Annotated in this window: 19 protein-coding genes and 2 pseudogenes; 14 read left to right on the top strand and 7 right to left on the bottom strand. The window is 30.5% G+C overall.

What is annotated here, in order from left to right; genetic code table 11:
• The first annotated feature begins 101 nt into the window (after nt 1-101).
• The 6 genes from fmt to ACIQ56_RS02595 all read left to right on the top strand — a co-directional run bounded on the left by fmt (nt 102) and on the right by ACIQ56_RS02595 (nt 4,450).
• Nucleotides 102-1,076: a methionyl-tRNA formyltransferase gene (gene fmt, locus ACIQ56_RS02570; RefSeq protein ID WP_397599517.1), complete on the top strand. Its 975-nt coding sequence runs from the start codon at nt 102-104 to the stop codon at nt 1,074-1,076.
• A gap of 146 nt (nt 1,077-1,222) precedes the next feature.
• Entirely contained in the window at nt 1,223-1,783 is a 561-nt protein-coding gene (locus ACIQ56_RS02575; protein ID WP_397599518.1) for a hypothetical protein, read from the top strand.
• A 14-nt stretch (nt 1,784-1,797) separates the two neighbouring features.
• The gene (scpB, locus tag ACIQ56_RS02580; protein WP_397599519.1) at nt 1,798-2,478 is read left to right on the top strand and encodes an SMC-Scp complex subunit ScpB; all 681 of its coding nucleotides are present in this window, start codon (nt 1,798-1,800) and stop codon (nt 2,476-2,478) included.
• 120 nt (nt 2,479-2,598) lie between these two features.
• Complete coding sequence (locus ACIQ56_RS02585; RefSeq protein WP_397599520.1) at nt 2,599-3,438, top strand: PspA/IM30 family protein; 840 nt, start codon at nt 2,599-2,601, stop codon at nt 3,436-3,438.
• Nucleotides 3,435-4,253, top strand: a complete 819-nt coding sequence (locus ACIQ56_RS02590; RefSeq protein WP_397599521.1) for an enoyl-CoA hydratase/isomerase family protein — start codon at nt 3,435-3,437, stop codon at nt 4,251-4,253. The genes ACIQ56_RS02585 and ACIQ56_RS02590 overlap by 4 nt, the downstream gene beginning before the upstream one ends.
• On the top strand, nt 4,250-4,450 hold the full coding sequence (locus ACIQ56_RS02595; RefSeq protein ID WP_397599522.1) for a hypothetical protein: 201 nt from the start codon (nt 4,250-4,252) through the stop codon (nt 4,448-4,450). Before ACIQ56_RS02590 ends, ACIQ56_RS02595 begins: the two co-directional genes overlap by 4 nt.
• A gap of 109 nt (nt 4,451-4,559) precedes the next feature.
• Here the strand turns inward: ACIQ56_RS02595 and ACIQ56_RS02600 are convergent.
• Together ACIQ56_RS02600 and ACIQ56_RS02605 are read right to left on the bottom strand one after the other, a co-directional pair.
• Nucleotides 4,560-5,236 (bottom strand): annotated as a pseudogene (locus ACIQ56_RS02600) (IS6 family transposase).
• A gap of 120 nt (nt 5,237-5,356) precedes the next feature.
• Complete coding sequence (locus ACIQ56_RS02605; protein WP_397599523.1) at nt 5,357-5,884, bottom strand: hypothetical protein; 528 nt, start codon at nt 5,882-5,884, stop codon at nt 5,357-5,359.
• Nucleotides 5,885-6,143: 259 nt separating this feature from the next.
• Here ACIQ56_RS02605 and ACIQ56_RS02610 point away from each other — a divergent pair, with 259 nt between their 5' ends.
• A complete protein-coding gene (locus ACIQ56_RS02610; RefSeq protein ID WP_397599524.1) occupies nt 6,144-7,181 on the top strand; it encodes a methyltransferase in 1,038 nt (345 codons plus the stop codon).
• 162 nt (nt 7,182-7,343) lie between these two features.
• Here ACIQ56_RS02610 and ACIQ56_RS02615 read toward each other — a convergent pair whose 3' ends face one another.
• From ACIQ56_RS02615 to ACIQ56_RS02625, 3 genes are all read right to left on the bottom strand, one after another.
• Nucleotides 7,344-7,628 carry a hypothetical protein gene (locus ACIQ56_RS02615; protein ID WP_397599525.1) on the bottom strand — a complete coding sequence of 95 codons (285 nt, stop codon included), beginning with the start codon at nt 7,626-7,628 and terminating at the stop codon, nt 7,344-7,346.
• Nucleotides 7,629-7,701: 73 nt separating this feature from the next.
• On the bottom strand, nt 7,702-7,959 hold the full coding sequence (locus tag ACIQ56_RS02620) for a hypothetical protein (protein WP_397599526.1): 258 nt from the start codon (nt 7,957-7,959) through the stop codon (nt 7,702-7,704).
• Between the two features lie 96 nt (nt 7,960-8,055).
• Complete coding sequence (locus ACIQ56_RS02625; protein WP_397599527.1) at nt 8,056-8,334, bottom strand: hypothetical protein; 279 nt, start codon at nt 8,332-8,334, stop codon at nt 8,056-8,058.
• Between the two features lie 646 nt (nt 8,335-8,980).
• On the opposite strand from ACIQ56_RS02625, the gene ACIQ56_RS02630 reads away from it, so the two are divergent.
• Nucleotides 8,981-9,382 carry a hypothetical protein gene (locus ACIQ56_RS02630; RefSeq protein ID WP_397599528.1) on the top strand — a complete coding sequence of 134 codons (402 nt, stop codon included), beginning with the start codon at nt 8,981-8,983 and terminating at the stop codon, nt 9,380-9,382.
• Nucleotides 9,383-9,519: 137 nt separating this feature from the next.
• Here ACIQ56_RS02630 and ACIQ56_RS02635 read toward each other — a convergent pair whose 3' ends face one another.
• Nucleotides 9,520-9,888, bottom strand: a complete 369-nt coding sequence (locus tag ACIQ56_RS02635) for a group II intron maturase-specific domain-containing protein (RefSeq protein ID WP_397599535.1) — start codon at nt 9,886-9,888, stop codon at nt 9,520-9,522.
• Nucleotides 9,889-9,957: 69 nt separating this feature from the next.
• Nucleotides 9,958-10,761 (bottom strand): annotated as a pseudogene (ltrA, locus tag ACIQ56_RS02640) (group II intron reverse transcriptase/maturase); the annotation flags it as partial.
• 951 nt (nt 10,762-11,712) lie between these two features.
• Between ltrA and ACIQ56_RS02645 the strand changes: the two are divergent.
• The 6 genes from ACIQ56_RS02645 (at nt 11,713) to ACIQ56_RS02670 (ending at nt 14,867) form a co-directional block, all read left to right on the top strand.
• Nucleotides 11,713-11,949: a hypothetical protein gene (locus ACIQ56_RS02645; protein ID WP_397599529.1), complete on the top strand. Its 237-nt coding sequence runs from the start codon at nt 11,713-11,715 to the stop codon at nt 11,947-11,949.
• Nucleotides 11,950-11,970: 21 nt separating this feature from the next.
• A complete protein-coding gene (locus ACIQ56_RS02650) occupies nt 11,971-12,198 on the top strand; it encodes a hypothetical protein (RefSeq protein WP_397599530.1) in 228 nt (75 codons plus the stop codon).
• 13 nt (nt 12,199-12,211) lie between these two features.
• On the top strand, nt 12,212-12,403 hold the full coding sequence (locus ACIQ56_RS02655; protein WP_397599531.1) for a hypothetical protein: 192 nt from the start codon (nt 12,212-12,214) through the stop codon (nt 12,401-12,403).
• Between the two features lie 229 nt (nt 12,404-12,632).
• Nucleotides 12,633-13,250 carry a hypothetical protein gene (locus tag ACIQ56_RS02660; RefSeq protein WP_397599532.1) on the top strand — a complete coding sequence of 206 codons (618 nt, stop codon included), beginning with the start codon at nt 12,633-12,635 and terminating at the stop codon, nt 13,248-13,250.
• A 131-nt stretch (nt 13,251-13,381) separates the two neighbouring features.
• A complete protein-coding gene (locus ACIQ56_RS02665) occupies nt 13,382-14,140 on the top strand; it encodes a hypothetical protein (protein WP_397599533.1) in 759 nt (252 codons plus the stop codon).
• Nucleotides 14,141-14,393: 253 nt separating this feature from the next.
• Entirely contained in the window at nt 14,394-14,867 is a 474-nt protein-coding gene (locus tag ACIQ56_RS02670; RefSeq protein ID WP_397599534.1) for a hypothetical protein, read from the top strand.
• Nucleotides 14,868-15,078: the final 211 nt, after the last annotated feature.

Here is a 15,078-nt window from a genome sequence, read left to right on the forward strand (position 1 = left end):
TCTTAAATTACTTTTCAATTTTTTAATTTCAGATATGTTCTTTCTTTGTTATTTTGTTGAGGGAAAAGCTGCTATCCCTAAAAAAATGGAAAAGGTATGCTATGAGTTTTTTACAGTCAGATAATCGAAAAAAAGTTATATTTCTAGGAACTCCTCAAGTTGCCGCACTGGCATTAAAAATCATTTTACAATACGAACACTTTTTAAAAGTTATATTGGTTGTAAGCCAAACTCCCGCACGTTCAAGCCGAAATGGAAGCGAAACCCCTTCTCCAGTGCACACTTTGGCACTTGAAAGAGGGATTCCTGTTTTTACACCCCAATCCGCAAAAAACCCCGAATTTTTATCCGACTTAAAAGAACTAAAGCCCGACCTATGCATTACAGCGGCCTATGGAAATTATCTGCCAAAAGAGTTTTTAGACATTCCTATTTTTGGAACCTTAAATATTCATCCTAGTCTTTTGCCTCTTTATAGAGGAGCTGCACCTGTTCAGCGCTGTATCGAAAATGGAGATCAAAAAACAGGTGTCTCCATTCTTTTCTCTGTCGCTGCTATGGATGCGGGTCCTATTTTAGCTCAAGAAGAATATCCATTAAATGATCAAATAAAATCGCCTGAATTATTAGATATTTTATTTGAAAAAGGAGCTAAATTACTAGTAAAAGCCCTGCCAAATTATTTTGCGGGAAAGAGCAACCCTATAGAGCAAGATCATGCACAAGCAACGAAGGCAGATAAAATAAAGCCTGAAGAAAGCTATTTAGATTTTTCTAAATCCGCTACTGCACTGCATAATAAGGTTAGAGCTTTTTCAGGTTGGCCAGGAACAAAATCAATCTTTTTATTAAATAATGATAAAATAGAAATTAAAATAATTTCTACAAAAGTGTCACAAAATAATCTTGGTCTAAAAATTGGTGAATTATCATTTACACAAAACACATTAAGTGTATGCTGTGGAGATGAACAACTACTTGATATACTGGAATTGCAACTACCTGGCAAAAAAGCAGTGTCATCAAAAGATTTTCAAAACGGAGTAAAAGGGAAGCTATTTAAGCTAAATAGCTAAAATCAAAGAAGTCTCTTCATTTGAAGTATTTGTTTTTTGGTGTATGAGAAACGTTAGAGGTTTTAGTTTCTCAGAGGAATAGCGGCGATTTAGCTTGCGAGTATGTGCTAAATTGACTATTTCGAAAAATCAAAAGGAAAAGAGCAATGGATAGCAAATTGAGTTCCTTAATAAGCAATTTAAAAAATATCAACTCTGAAAAAATTGTTGATACTTTGAAAAAAAATCAAGAAAATCTGAATCCAAAAGCAATGATTGGTCTTGCTAAAAAAGCAGTTGATCAAGCAAGATCTTTCTCTAAAGAAGAAATTCAATTTCTTCTTGGAAAAGTAAATGACATTGGCCATAAAACAAGCTCTGAAATTGAAAAAAGCATCTCGAAATTAGTAAATAAACTTCTAGAAGGACAACCTGCAGAAGTTGCAACAAATGAAGTTCGTAACGAAATTATAAGTATACTTGTAGAGCATAATAGCGGCAAAAATTTATTACCTATTGTTAAATATGTAAACTCAGTTGTCGTAAGCAATGCTCCAACAAATATAGAATCTTTTAAAAACTTTAGAAAGAATATTGCACAAACTTTAATTTCAGATGCAAAAAAAAGAATATCAGATAGAAATATAATAGATGCTCAAGTTGTATCTGAACATCCTGAAAAAAAACATAATAAAAAAGATCGCCACAAAGTGCGAGAATCAAATTAATTTTATAGGTGATTATGGAAGATTCAAAAACAAATTCTCTTCTTAATTCAGAAGAATCAAATATTTCAAATAAGTCCGCATTTGATTTATTGAAATCTAAAGTTGAAGCTATTTTATTTGTTGCTGATACACCTTTAGAAGCGGGAGATATTCGAAACTGGATTGGCGAAGTATCTCTTTCTGACATTCGAATGGCTATAAGAGCATTAGCATTTGAATATGAAGATAGAGCCTTTGAAATTTTTGAAAATGGAAATAAATACCAAATCAGAACACGAATCGAACATATTGCTTTAATTAAAAAACAATATTCAGGTAAAGCACGTTCTTTAAGTAAAAATGCTTTAGAAACTTTAGCAATTATCGCATATAGACAACCTATTACCCGTGCACAAATAAACGCACTTCGACAAGTAGACAGCTCATCTATTGTTCAAACGCTAAAAGAAAAAGAACTCATTTATGCTTCAGGAACAAGAAAAGAAGTTGGTAATCCACTAGAATATAAAACCTCTCAAAAGTTTTTAGAAGTTTTCGGACTTTCAAGTTTAAGTGAATTACCAAGCTTAAGATCATTACAAATGAATATTGATGATCAAAAAAAAGCTATCCTTGCTTTAAATTCTATTGAAGAGCAACAAGAAGATCAAACAAGTGCTTCTGATATTGGATATTCATCACAAGAAGAGTCATAAAAAAAGACATAAATTAAATTCTCGTCTTAACAGAAGTAAAATCTACTGGTATTATTTCTTGCACGAGCATCTCTCGTAATTAAATTGAGTTTGATGTGATTTGGATTTTGGAGGTAATTTATGAGTTTTTTTAATAGTTTAGGACGTTTTTTCTCTAGTGTATTTGGTCTTGCTGAAGGGAAAACCCAACGCATGACAGATAAAATGGTAACATCAAACGCTGACGCCATTCGTTCTCAATTTCGAAAAACAAAAGAAGATTGGAGTAAAGATTATCAAGAAATGCGTGAAGCCGTTGCAGAACTTATTCGAATTCGTGAAATGAAATCGGATGAAGTTAAAAAAATTTCTAAAGAAAGCGAAGAGCTTCAACAAAAAATGGCCGGAGCTATTGAACTTTACAAAAAAAATCCGGATGAAAGATACAAGTCAGCTTATTCACAACTTGCAGATAAATCCGAAAAAAATGAGCAAAGAGTAAAAGAACTTGAAGCTGAAATAGATGAACAACAACAAGCGATTGAACGTTACAAGGTGAGATTACTTGAATTACAAACTCAAATTGACTCCTTAAATAAAGAAGAAGCAGAAACCGTTGCTGATATTATTAGTTCTCAAAAAATAAAAGAATTAAACGATCGTCTCTCTGGATTATCTGTGGACTCTTCATCTAAAAATCTTGAAGCAATTCGAAATGCAAGGCAAAAATCAAAAGCTGTTGCAAAACTATCCACCGAATTAACAGGTGCAGAAAAAACAGATCTTGATAAAGAATTACAAATGGCTGGATCAAGATCCAAACATTTATCTGCATTTGACAATGCGATAACAGACAATAAAGTAGCAATTAAAAACGACCCTTTTGCATCATTACCAAAAGCAAATTCAAACTCAAATTTATCTAATAAAGATACAGTAGATGCTGAATTAGCAAATTTAAAATCAGGAATAAATCAATGACAAAACTTGTTGATGGCGAAGAATTTTCTATCATAGCAAAAAACAATATTTGCTTTGTTACTTTAAATAGCGCAACAACAAAAAATGCGATAAGTTTAAGAATGTCATCAATTATGCAAAGTATTACTATTGAAGAAAATGGGAATCCTAGCCTTTTTGAAAAATTTATAAACGAGCAAAACTGTCTTTTAATTGTCGTTAAATCCGATGTTGAAGGTATTTTTTCAAGCGGAGGGAATCTTTCTGAATTAGAAAAAAATGCACCCGAAGCTTGTAAATATTATTCCGCATCTATCAAAGCATTTTGTAAACTTCTTCATTCCACAAATGCTCCTTCAGTTACGTTACTTTCTGGCCCTTCTTTTGGCGGAGGAGTCGAATTTGCCCTCGCTACAGATTATCGATGGGGCATTGGAAAATCTTATGATTTTCATTTTACTCAAACAAAATTTGGAATCCCTGCTGGCTGGGGCGGAATGTTACGTTTAACCGAACTTTGCCCTCAGCTAAGCCCACGCAAGGTTTCATCTATTATTTTAGGTAAAATAAAATTCGATAATTCACAATTATTAAATTTAGGTTTAGTAGATAAAGAATTTAATAATAAAAAGTCTTGTCAAACTGCATTAGATGAATGGGTTCATCATATTTCAGAGTGCCCAAAAAATCTAATTGAAGAGTTAATGAATAGAAAAAATATTGAAAATTTAAAAAATTTAGAAGAATATGACACCCAAGTTTTTAATAAATATTTTCTAAAAGATGACCACAAAATAAGAATTCATAAATTTTTATCGAGTAAAAAGAAAAAATGATTCATTTTAAAAAAATCTTTATCGTATTATTTTTATCTCTATTTTTCATGAGCTGTGGTTATAAAGCAGCTCCAGAACCCTTTTTTGCGACCTCTCCCAGTTATATAGATCAAGAAGTATCTAGAAGAAAAGCGGAAAAAAAATTGGCCTCTGAAAATAAAGAAAAAAAGACAGATAAAAAAGAAGATAATAATTAGAAATTTATTTTTTATTTGGTGACATGTAAATTTATAGGTTCTGTCGCAGAAATAAATTAATTAAAACTTATTCAGATAAATCAAGCCAATCGTCGTCTTCTAGACGCAATTATCCAGCATGGGAGCAAAATTGCTCCCAAATAGGTTTATTGTGAAGTGTTTTATGCTGACTTTTTCTAAGCATGTGATGAAGTTCTATTCCACACAAAGTAGCTCTTGCAGATCTGAATAAATAAAACCACAACATGGACTTACACATCATTTTTATAAATCTATGGTTTTGTTCTATCATGATATTTAGATATTTATTTTGTCTTATTTTGATCTGAAAATTTGGTTTATAGTCACGATTTATGTTATTTAATGCAGATATATTTGAGCCACTTTTGTCTATGTTTACTTTTTCTGGTTTGCCAGAGGTGCGAATTGCCTTTTAGAAAAAACGTTTAGCAGACGATGCCTCTCTATGTTTTGAAAGGTGAAAGCCGATCGTTTGTCCGACCTTATCAACCGCCCTATACAGATAGTGCCATACCCCTTTTACCTTTGATGTAAGTTTCATCCATTCTCCAAGATTTGCCTACAGCCTTCTTATGACTTGCAAACTTCTTTGCTAATTGAGGGGAATATTCTACAACCCATCTCTGAAGAAAAGAGTGATCTACTTGTAAACCGCGTTCTTTCAACATTTCTTCCACCTGTCTGTAACTTAATGGAATAAGCCACATACCAACGAATTGCTGTTAAAATGATATCTGATTTAAAGTGTTTCCATTTAAAATCCATTCTTGGTTCCCTTTTAGGTAAAAGTAGAACTCTCCTCCTAACTCATCTGGAATATTTTGCGACAGAACCCAAAGAGCCGCTTAATCTGCGGCTAACAATAATAAATTATCCTACCGAGTGTTACTTTGCACAATTATTTTTTAATGAATTATTAGCATAAATTAAACCATTTTTAAATACATTACCCTCTTTATATTCAAATATATTTAAATTCTTTTTTTCAACCATTAAATCTTCGTCACTAATTGATTGAATTATATTTAATTGATCTGTAAAACAAGAGATTTGCCTCCAATATTCTTGAGTTGTATTTTCATCATTTGAATCTAAGATAAGTGTGTTTAATTCTGATATTCTTGTATTTAATTTGCTTTTTGTTTGATCGAAAAGTTCTTTTAAATCAGAGGCCGTATTCGATATTTTAAACTCTGAAATGATAGTAAGATGTTTAACGCATTTACTTAGTAATTCTGAATAATTATAGGATGTGTATCCAAAAGACTTTAATCTTTCTATATTCGAATCCGTTTTTCTTTTACATTCATTTTGAATTTTTTCATTTTCGCTTAATTGCGCTTCTTGAGCAGAGGAATTTGCAATTATTATAGAAGAAATTGATAATACAAGGTACCTAATGGACTTATTCATTTTTAACTCCGATTTAAATTTATCACGTAGCGAAAATACATTTATTATATTTATAGGAAAAGTCAATAAATAATAAAATATTTTTATTCCGTATACTACCCGTATGGTATATTCTGATGAACGTATTTTAAAAATAACCCAAAAAAAATAAAACAAATTTTAAACACACTAATCAAATTACTCAAAATATTCTTTACTTCTAAATTATCATACGTATAATCCAGTTGCAGTTAATCACACATAATTATAGGGGCATTTTATGAGTATTTCATCTCAAAATTATTTCGATGTTTATAGCACAACAGATGATTTAAAGTTATTTAGTCTTTTGTCAACAAATATTCATACAAGATGTATTTACATTGGAGTCAAGGATGGATTGTTTTTACAAATTGAAAGTGGAGTAGAAGATTTAAATATTTTGGCAAAAAATTTAGGCTACAATACAGAAAGACTACATAGACTGCTTAAAAACTTTGAGCATTTAAATCTCGTAAAAGAAAAGAATGAAAACCAATATGAGCTTACTTCAAGTGGAAAAAAACTTCTACCTAATACGAAAGGGAGTTTTGCTCATTTAGCTTTGCTATGGGGAGAAGAATTTCAAGAAGTAACAAATCATCTTCATGAGATATTAAAATCCGAAAAAAGTGGTTTTGAATGCGCTTACAAAGAAAATGTATATAGTTACCTTGAAAGTAATCTTAAAATGGCTGAAAACTTTAATCTTGCAATGCGTGGAGTTTCTGAGTATTGCAGTGAAGATGTTTTGCATGAAATTGATTTGAATTCTGCTAATAAAATTGCTGACATTGGCGGCGGATCAGGTGCCAATCTAAGAGCATTTATTACAAATAATTCTCATTTAAATGGAATATTATTTGATCAAAAAAGCGTGATAGATAAGGCAATAGAAGAAATGGAAACATTTCAACATAAAAACAGAGTCGAACTTATTGCTGGAGATTTTTTCAAACCATTCTCATTTAAAGTGGATGTAATTATATTATCAAAAATTATCCATAATTGGGATGATGAGAGAGCTGTTCAAATTTTGACAAATTGCCGTAATGCATTAAATGATAATGGGAAAATATACCTTATTGAATGGACTTTAGAACATGAAAGAGAACCATTGACAGCAAGGACAATGGATATCAATATGATGATTGCAACCTGCGGAAAGGTAAGATCATTTAAAGAATTTGGAAAACTATTTGATAATGCTGGACTCAAATTTTCTCAGGCAAAAAATATCTCAAATAAGATTGGTCTTATTGAAGTAACAACAATGTAATTTCGTATTAATGACTCGATTGTTACTTTATAATAACATCTTTAATATAATTTGGGATATCGACTCATATGTTTAAATTTTATAAAATAAGAAACTCTAAAGACGATTTTTGGAGATGACATTGCTAATTCAAAACCGCATTGTTTATTTTAGTTTTATTCTTCACAAAATAAGACTCTTTTGCAATATATTGATGTAGCCCCTTATAAAGTTTATTTTTTCATTCAGGTATATAGATAAAATATTAATAAAATCTTTACTACGATATTTAAAGTCATCTATATTATATTGCTTAAGAAAAATGATGATTTCTTCAACTTTTATAGTATCAAGAGCTTCATATATTTGGCTTTCCATAGTGTTGTTTATGGTAATATCCACGTATTTTTTCATTTGACGAAGCACATCGGAAAAGTCATATCTATTTAAATCTTCAATATTTAGCATAATTAGTCCAATTTAACTTGAAAAAACAATTAAATTATAGCTAATATCAAATAGAAAAAATAACAAAAAATATTTAAGAGGTTGGATTGTTTGGAACTTCCTTTTGCTTTTCTTTTTCAAGTAATTCATTAAAACATTGATATTCGCTTTCAAAATTATTACTTATTTTAATATTAGCAATATAAATTTCTGCTAATTCATATGGTTTGAATGAGTTTTTATTTCTTATTATTGAAATATTTTCTTTAGCAATTATATTTTCTTTAATTATAAAATAAATACAATACATGAAATAGTATCTAAACATTTGATGATTTTCAAGATTTGTCATTAGACAGTCTTCCACAAAATTCATTTTATATATTACATTAGCTCTTTCATTTTTAATAATATTTTTATTTACACTAAGATCATAATCAGTTATCTTTTAATGATAATCTCTCATCATTAAAAATTTTGATACAAATTCTTTTCTTAAGTATCCATAAACAGCCCAAAATGTAACAGCAGAAGAAACTAATGAACCTAATGTGTTTTCCTTATTACTTGAAATGATTTTATCAGGCAAAATGTAAATAATAGTAAGTTGTAATATAAAAATCGAGGAAGCAATAGCAAGTGATCTAATAAATACCGTAATAGAAGACAATCCCCATTTTTTATATATAAAACTAAAAGATAAAAAGTCTACAATATATTTAAACATAAAATTCCTCAATATTGTGAAATATTTAAAATCAAATATTGAGATGAATTTCGGAAATAAGATAAATAACTTAAGTATTTTTAAAATCTTAAAACATGCATTCGTAAGGAATTTTAAATTTATCGTGTATTTTCTTCATTAAATCTTTTGATAAATCCCTTGTCATTTTCCATAGTGGATGTCCAAATTTCCAAAGAAGATGTCATTGTTAAAAACTATAATAATATCAGTGTTTTTTGTATTTAATAATTTAGTAAAAATCCAAAATGTAATATTCTATATTTAAATGGATATAATTTTATGACAGAGAGTATGAAAATTTTAGCATTTTTGGGACAGGATCTATGGAAAAAACTTTTGACAACCTCTTTGGATAACCTGTTGATTTGGTTACAGCCCAAATGACATCCACTATGGAAAATGACAACCAGCTAATTCGTTACTTTAATATCATTGCAACAGAACCATTATCTGTCATTAAATATTATGCTTTCAAATATAGATGAATTTGCGCCGTAACAGGTATTGGCTCCGTTGCTACATACCAAAAAAAGAACACTACTCTCCCCTCTAGTTTTTTACAATAGAACCATTTACATTAGGCTTGATCGTACTTTTATCCATAAAACTTGATGTGGAGATACAATTGAGAAGATTATTTTACAAATTTTTATTTTTGTCTTTATGTTTATTTCCAAAATACCAAGTATTTGCATGCACTGAACAAGGTCAAAATGATTTTAAAGTCCCTAAAAAAATAGAAGAGTTATGCAAGAAAAATGCAATTAAATATGCTGTATTTCTTGCAGAAAAAATACAGAAACTGGAAAACCATCCAGCTAATGATTTTGGACTAATAGGAAAATTAACAAAAACTGATTCTGTCATTTACGCAACTGAACAAAATGGAAATGAAAAGTTCATTGGCATTAACGTTACTTTAGGCTACAAAAATAAAATAGAATGTACTTATTGCTTAGAATTTACTTTTGTGGATGATAAAAAATGTGCACTCAGATCAATTAAGGAAATGATGTGTGTAAATTAAAAATAAGATTCTGCCGCAATTATTCCTGGTTCTATAGACCTAATTGGGTGAGTAAACCAGGGGAATTTCACCCCTAGTTTCTCTCAGAACCGTAGTGAATCTCTCGATTCATACGGCTCCTATTGTTCAGTCATTAATTAAATTCCTTTAGCGTTTTTCCAATGCTCAAATAATATAGAATTTTGCTTTTGCATTCTTCTAATTAAATCTCTTGCTCTGGAATAACTTCGATTTAATTTCTTAAATTTTCTTCTTGCCCATCTTACGAGAGCAAAATTAACTGCACGAGAAATAGTATGAATTGCTAAAGAACCATAAAATTTACAGTAATAGTTAAGCCATCCACATAACACTGGATTAATTGAACAAGCAATTTCTTCAATTTTTGCATGACTTAATAAATGGATTTTCCAATTACGTATCCGCCCTTGAATTATCTTTCTTACCTTGTCACCAATTGCAGGAGTAAAAGAAGTCATTATGTTTCCATATTTTGTTTTCACCATTCTTGGACGAAAAGTATACCCTAGAAAATCAAAAGCCGTTACTTTATAAGTTCCATTTCTTTGATTATCTTTACAGTATATTATTTTCGTTTTAGTTGGATGTAAATCTAGAAAACATTCTGATAGCCGTTTCCTTACTGCGGAAAGAATTATATTAGCTTGGTTTTCTGATATGCAGTGAATTACGAGGTCATCTGCGTATCTTGCAAATAGAACTCCTGGAAAATGAATTTCCATCCATTTATCAAAAGCATAATGCATGAATAAATTAGAGATCAATGGACTAATTACTCCACCCTGAGGCGTGCCTTTAGTTCTTTCTATTCTCAATCCATCAATATCTTCCAATGGGCTTTTTAATCATCTTTCGATATAAAGCAGTATCCATTTGCAATCCGTGTGTTTCTTTAAAGCTTTCATGAGCAATTCATGATTCATATTATCAAAGAAACCCTTAATATCCAGATCTATAACCCAATCAAATTTCCAGCATCTTTCACGAGTTTTACCAACTGCATCTAATGCTGATTTATTTGGTCGATAGCCATAGGAATCAGGATGAAAAATAGCCTCAATTTGTGGTTCAAGCATTCTCTTCACAGTAGTTTGGGCAATTCTATCAGCAACTGTAGGGATTCCTAAAGTGCGTTTCCCTCCATCTTTCTTTGGTATTTCTACTTTTCGAACAGATGGCGGAAAGTAACTTCCCGACGACATACGATTCCAAAGCTTGTACAAATTATCTTTGAGATTTGCTTCAAAGTCTTCTATAGATTGTTTATCAATACCATGTGCTCCATGATTTTCTTTTACACTTTTCCATGCCTCCCATACAGTTGATTTAGAAACTTCAAATGACTTTGTAGTTGTCATTAACTCCTCCCATTTCTGGTTGATTAAAGTAACTACTAAAACAACACAGCCCCTTCGCTCCACAAATGTTACTTTGCTTCTTAACTATTACGAGATGTTCCGCCCCTGTGCTAAACATCTGTATTTAAGCCTTGTGGTGCTTCCACTTGAACTTCTACATTTACATTTTAACGACAGGTTCCCACGTTCCGTGCAGAAGCCTGAATCAAGTTCACGCCATCTCTGTGCCGGATGCCGCTTAAACAATAAACAGGTAACCTTTAAGCTTATCCCAAAGAACCGCTAGTCCTTGGTTTTGACATCATTTTACGCTAACGACACCTCATCAATGGTTCATTTACATTCGTCTCCTTGATTCTTACCTGACACATTTACTGTGCCTTTTCTCTAACGCTCACTAAAATAACTCTTTATTATTGCAGCTTAGAGTGGTTTGAAGTCTTCTCCTGCAAGACGACTTCGAGAGGCCAACTCTCATCTTTCGCACAGCATTGCTGTAATTACCTTTCGGTATTCACCATATTCGTGGCACACTAGCGGCTCGCGATAATCCGAGGGGCGGGATCGAAATCAAAAACAAATTGGGATCAAATTAAATCCGAATATAGGGGTACCGACCTGCTTCGAGAGAAAAAAGGCGGTTTTCCAAATACTATCTTTAAGTAGTATTTGAAATAAAAAAACCATCAGATAAACCAGCGGTTTTCATGTATTTCAGAACTTAGTCTTTTTGACCTAGATAAGAATTAGAAAACTCATTCCGAAAATCAAAGCAAGTTTGGTCATGCTATTTAAGTTTCTTTGTAGTTTTAAAAAAAATTCAATTCCTAAAAATCCAGTTTAAAATTTTTGATTTAAATTCATGGAAATAAAATTTCACAATACTACCGTCATAGTAGTATTTGCTAAAGCGCCGTTTTTATCTCGAAGCAGGTCGGCACCCCAAATAAAATGACTCAATTATTACCAAAAGAAAAATATAAAATCCTTGCTAATCAAGCTTTAAAAAAGGGTTTGCGTATCTGTGGAAACATAACAAGACTTGGTCAACATTCAGGCATAACAAGCCAAACCCTGACAAGTATTGCAAGAGGAAAATCATGTTCACATGCAACACGTTTAAAGCTTGAAGCATTTATTGAAGAATTTGAAAAATTAATTAATCATAGCAATAAAAATATAAAATAATTATTTAAAAGGAAACATATAATGTTTGAAACGCATAAATTAAATGAAAACGGATTCAAAGAAATGAATGAATTTAAAGAAAAATTTGCAAATGCTGTAAATAACGCTTTGTCATTAATGGCAGAAAGTCGCGAGAAATCAATTTTTAAAACTAAAATAGAAGAAGCTGTCTTTTTTGGTGCAAAAGCAATTGCCAGTAAGCCTGAAAATTTCGATTCTATAAAAATATATGGAATTAATTCTAACTAATAAAGGTTTATTTATGAAATATAACAGAAAAGATAAAATAAAAAACAAAAAATTACTAGATTATTATGTAATTGCGGTTGAAAAATTAGGTAACGTTACAACTATTTCAAAGAAATCAAAAATTGCTGTTAATACTTTAGAAAAAATTGCTAAAGACGAATCAACTACATTAAGGACTTTTCAAAAATTAGAAATATTTTTTTGAATTTAACTTAAATAAGGAATTATTAAATGATTTGTTTATCAAAATTATCGACTCTAATTATTATTTTTTTACTTATAGGGGCACTTATAAGAAAAATATGTTTTAGTATTCTAGCCACCACCCTAAGAAAAGCATTAAATTTCGAACAAAAGTTTAAATATTTTTTAATTTTTATAATTTTTCCTGAATTTATTGCCTTAGAATTATATTTAGATAAAAAGGAAACAAAATGAAAACATTAGCAACAAAAAATGAAAATGAAGCTCTTGAAGTTTTAATTGAAAATTTGGATGACTCCAAAACGATAACTGATGAATTCCTGTCTGAATTTGCGGGTATCGAGAAATATTATTTCAACCGCAAGGCAAATCAGCTTTTTAAAATGAATATTATCGGTAATTACAATAAAGTAACAATAGGTAAGATTATTTACGTAAAACAACCTATTCAAAAAATAATCAGAAAATATTCCCTTACTGATGTTATTATTATTTTAAGCCAATACGAGAACAGACACCAAAGAAGAGCTTTAAAAATATGTAGGCTAGCTCTACAAAAGTTTATAAATGATTCAATACAAGTAAACAGAAAAATATTCTCCAAGAAAAGCATAATAACCGTTGCTTTGTACATGGAGGATATGTTTGGAGGATTAATCAAGATCGGATCAGCAGTAAGAAAAATTTTAGATTTAAGCCAAGAAGAATTAATGGAAGCAAAGTTAATTCATATGCAAAGAATAGGAAAAGGATTGCAAAAAAAGCAAGAAGAATTAATGATATTAAAAAATTCGAAATTAAATAAAGTTTCAAGAGCTATACAAGAATTAAATGCGTGTGGGCTTTAAAAAATAGACTTAAAACTAGAGCGGCCAGAGTTAAAAACCCTGACCCCTACTCGATTACCGAAATGCTGTAACGCATACAGACCTCAAGAATATCATTTATTAAATAAAAAGCAAGAAGAAAGAAAAAAGCTATGTCTTCAGGTTCATTTATTAGACTATCTTATCCATTAAGCGCAAAATTAGGGATATCAAAAGCTCTGCTATTACAAAAGATAATTGATTGGGTTTCAATGAATAAAAATAATCCAAATATGAAAAAAGGTAATGCTATTTGGGTTAAAAGATCGGCTCAAGAGCTTGCTCAAGATTTAGATGGTAATTTATCAGTTAGAAGCATTGAGAGATATTTATCTGAATTAGTAAATGATGGCTGGGTTATCAAAGAAAATTTTAACAAGAATAATTTTGATAGGACCAGTTGGTACACTCCAAACGGCCGCATGATTAGCCAAGCTACTAAAGAATGGAATTCTGAACAAACCGACATTATATCGGAATCAGAGACCGACAATTTAAGTAAGAGCTGCACACAAAATGAGTATTCAGAAATACGCAACGATATCAATTCTCCCAACACTATAATAACAGATAAAGAAAATAAAAAAGAAACAGAAGAAGAACAGATAAATATTGAAAAAAATATTTCTGATCTAAAAAAGACTAAAATTCGAGTCGTAAAAACAAATGAAAAAAAACTTGATGATCGTACTTCGCAATTACTCAAGTCAGGGATAGATGCATTCGTAAAATCATACGAACAACGTTACAAAGCAAAGTTCCTAGACTTCGCAACCCTAAGCAGGTCCATTCAATCCATCATCAAAAAAATGGGTTCAACATTTTCGGAACAAAATTTAATCGAATGTATAAATTGTTATTTGCGATCTTAAAATTCATGGCATGTCACCAAAGGACACTCACCGATTTATCTAGCTGGCGACATACAAAATATTTTTGCAGCGACTCAGAATAATCAGAATATCAAGACCAATTTGCAAGCGAAAAAAAGCGATACTTCAGCGACAATCGATTCAAACATCATGAACGCTTTAAATTCTCTTAAAAATGAAAAGAATAACGAAATTTTGGATATATGAATTTTGATGAGAATTAAAGCAATTAAAATAAAAAAAGGAATTATTAATGAATTGCTTTGAAAATAAATGCGCAACGATTATTTGGGAAATTTGCCAACGTTGTGAAAGAAGCCTTTCAGAAAATTATATAAAGTCATGGTTGAGAAGTTGTATTAAAATTGGAGAAAAGAAAGCCCTTTTTGCGCTTGGAAAGATTTATAAAAAGGCTAAACAAGGTTACATGATTCCTTCTATTGATGAGTTTGAGCAACTATCAGAATCCGAAACAGAACCGAGTTTACAAATTGCTGAAAGAATTGTAAGAGGTATGCAATTATTTGGAGCTTATAAAAATGAAGAAGCAAAAGAATTTATAGGAAAACTTGGATGGAAAGTTGTACAAAATAACGGAGGATGGCAAGAGATGTGCTACAATACAAATATTAAATATATTAGTTTAGTTAAGAAAGATTTGCAGAAGCAAATTAAGATTATTAAAAAAGAAGAGAGAAATATTAGATTTAATGTTATTGGAAAATAATTAAATTCTAGTAAATGAACTAATACAATTAATAAAATATGCCAGTTAAGATTTGAGAATGTGTCTTTAGAAAAAGAATGTGTCTTTAGAAAAAGAATGTGTCTTTAGAAAAAGAATGTGTCTTTAGAAAAAGAATATGTATTTAAAAAGGCATGCAGAAAATCTTCCGAAAACATGGACAAGCAAGCCCTTTGTTAAACGGACTTTGGAT

It is taken from the genome of Silvanigrella sp. (assembly GCF_044369315.1).
Lineage (GTDB): Bacteria > Bdellovibrionota_B > Oligoflexia > Silvanigrellales > Silvanigrellaceae > Silvanigrella.

What these genes read in the sequence shown, in the direction of transcription:
- ACIQ56_RS02655 (WP_397599531.1), top strand. Translation starts at nt 12,212, where the DNA reads ATGAAATATAACAGAAAAGATAAAATAAAAAACAAAAAATTACTAGAT.
- ACIQ56_RS02625 (WP_397599527.1), bottom strand. Translation starts at nt 8,334, where the DNA reads ATGTTTAAATATATTGTAGACTTTTTATCTTTTAGTTTTATATATAAA.
- ACIQ56_RS02615 (WP_397599525.1), bottom strand. Translation starts at nt 7,628, where the DNA reads ATGCTAAATATTGAAGATTTAAATAGATATGACTTTTCCGATGTGCTT.
- ACIQ56_RS02645 (WP_397599529.1), top strand. Translation starts at nt 11,713, where the DNA reads ATGACTCAATTATTACCAAAAGAAAAATATAAAATCCTTGCTAATCAA.
- ACIQ56_RS02590 (WP_397599521.1), top strand. Translation starts at nt 3,435, where the DNA reads ATGACAAAACTTGTTGATGGCGAAGAATTTTCTATCATAGCAAAAAAC.
- ACIQ56_RS02620 (WP_397599526.1), bottom strand. Translation starts at nt 7,959, where the DNA reads ATGACAAATCTTGAAAATCATCAAATGTTTAGATACTATTTCATGTAT.
- fmt (WP_397599517.1), top strand. Translation starts at nt 102, where the DNA reads ATGAGTTTTTTACAGTCAGATAATCGAAAAAAAGTTATATTTCTAGGA.
- ACIQ56_RS02585 (WP_397599520.1), top strand. Translation starts at nt 2,599, where the DNA reads ATGAGTTTTTTTAATAGTTTAGGACGTTTTTTCTCTAGTGTATTTGGT.
- ACIQ56_RS02670 (WP_397599534.1), top strand. Translation starts at nt 14,394, where the DNA reads ATGAATTGCTTTGAAAATAAATGCGCAACGATTATTTGGGAAATTTGC.
- ACIQ56_RS02665 (WP_397599533.1), top strand. Translation starts at nt 13,382, where the DNA reads ATGTCTTCAGGTTCATTTATTAGACTATCTTATCCATTAAGCGCAAAA.
- ACIQ56_RS02610 (WP_397599524.1), top strand. Translation starts at nt 6,144, where the DNA reads ATGAGTATTTCATCTCAAAATTATTTCGATGTTTATAGCACAACAGAT.
- scpB (WP_397599519.1), top strand. Translation starts at nt 1,798, where the DNA reads ATGGAAGATTCAAAAACAAATTCTCTTCTTAATTCAGAAGAATCAAAT.
- ACIQ56_RS02635 (WP_397599535.1), bottom strand. Translation starts at nt 9,888, where the DNA reads ATGGTGAAAACAAAATATGGAAACATAATGACTTCTTTTACTCCTGCA.
- ACIQ56_RS02650 (WP_397599530.1), top strand. Translation starts at nt 11,971, where the DNA reads ATGTTTGAAACGCATAAATTAAATGAAAACGGATTCAAAGAAATGAAT.
- ACIQ56_RS02605 (WP_397599523.1), bottom strand. Translation starts at nt 5,884, where the DNA reads ATGAATAAGTCCATTAGGTACCTTGTATTATCAATTTCTTCTATAATA.
- ACIQ56_RS02660 (WP_397599532.1), top strand. Translation starts at nt 12,633, where the DNA reads ATGAAAACATTAGCAACAAAAAATGAAAATGAAGCTCTTGAAGTTTTA.
- ACIQ56_RS02595 (WP_397599522.1), top strand. Translation starts at nt 4,250, where the DNA reads ATGATTCATTTTAAAAAAATCTTTATCGTATTATTTTTATCTCTATTT.
- ACIQ56_RS02575 (WP_397599518.1), top strand. Translation starts at nt 1,223, where the DNA reads ATGGATAGCAAATTGAGTTCCTTAATAAGCAATTTAAAAAATATCAAC.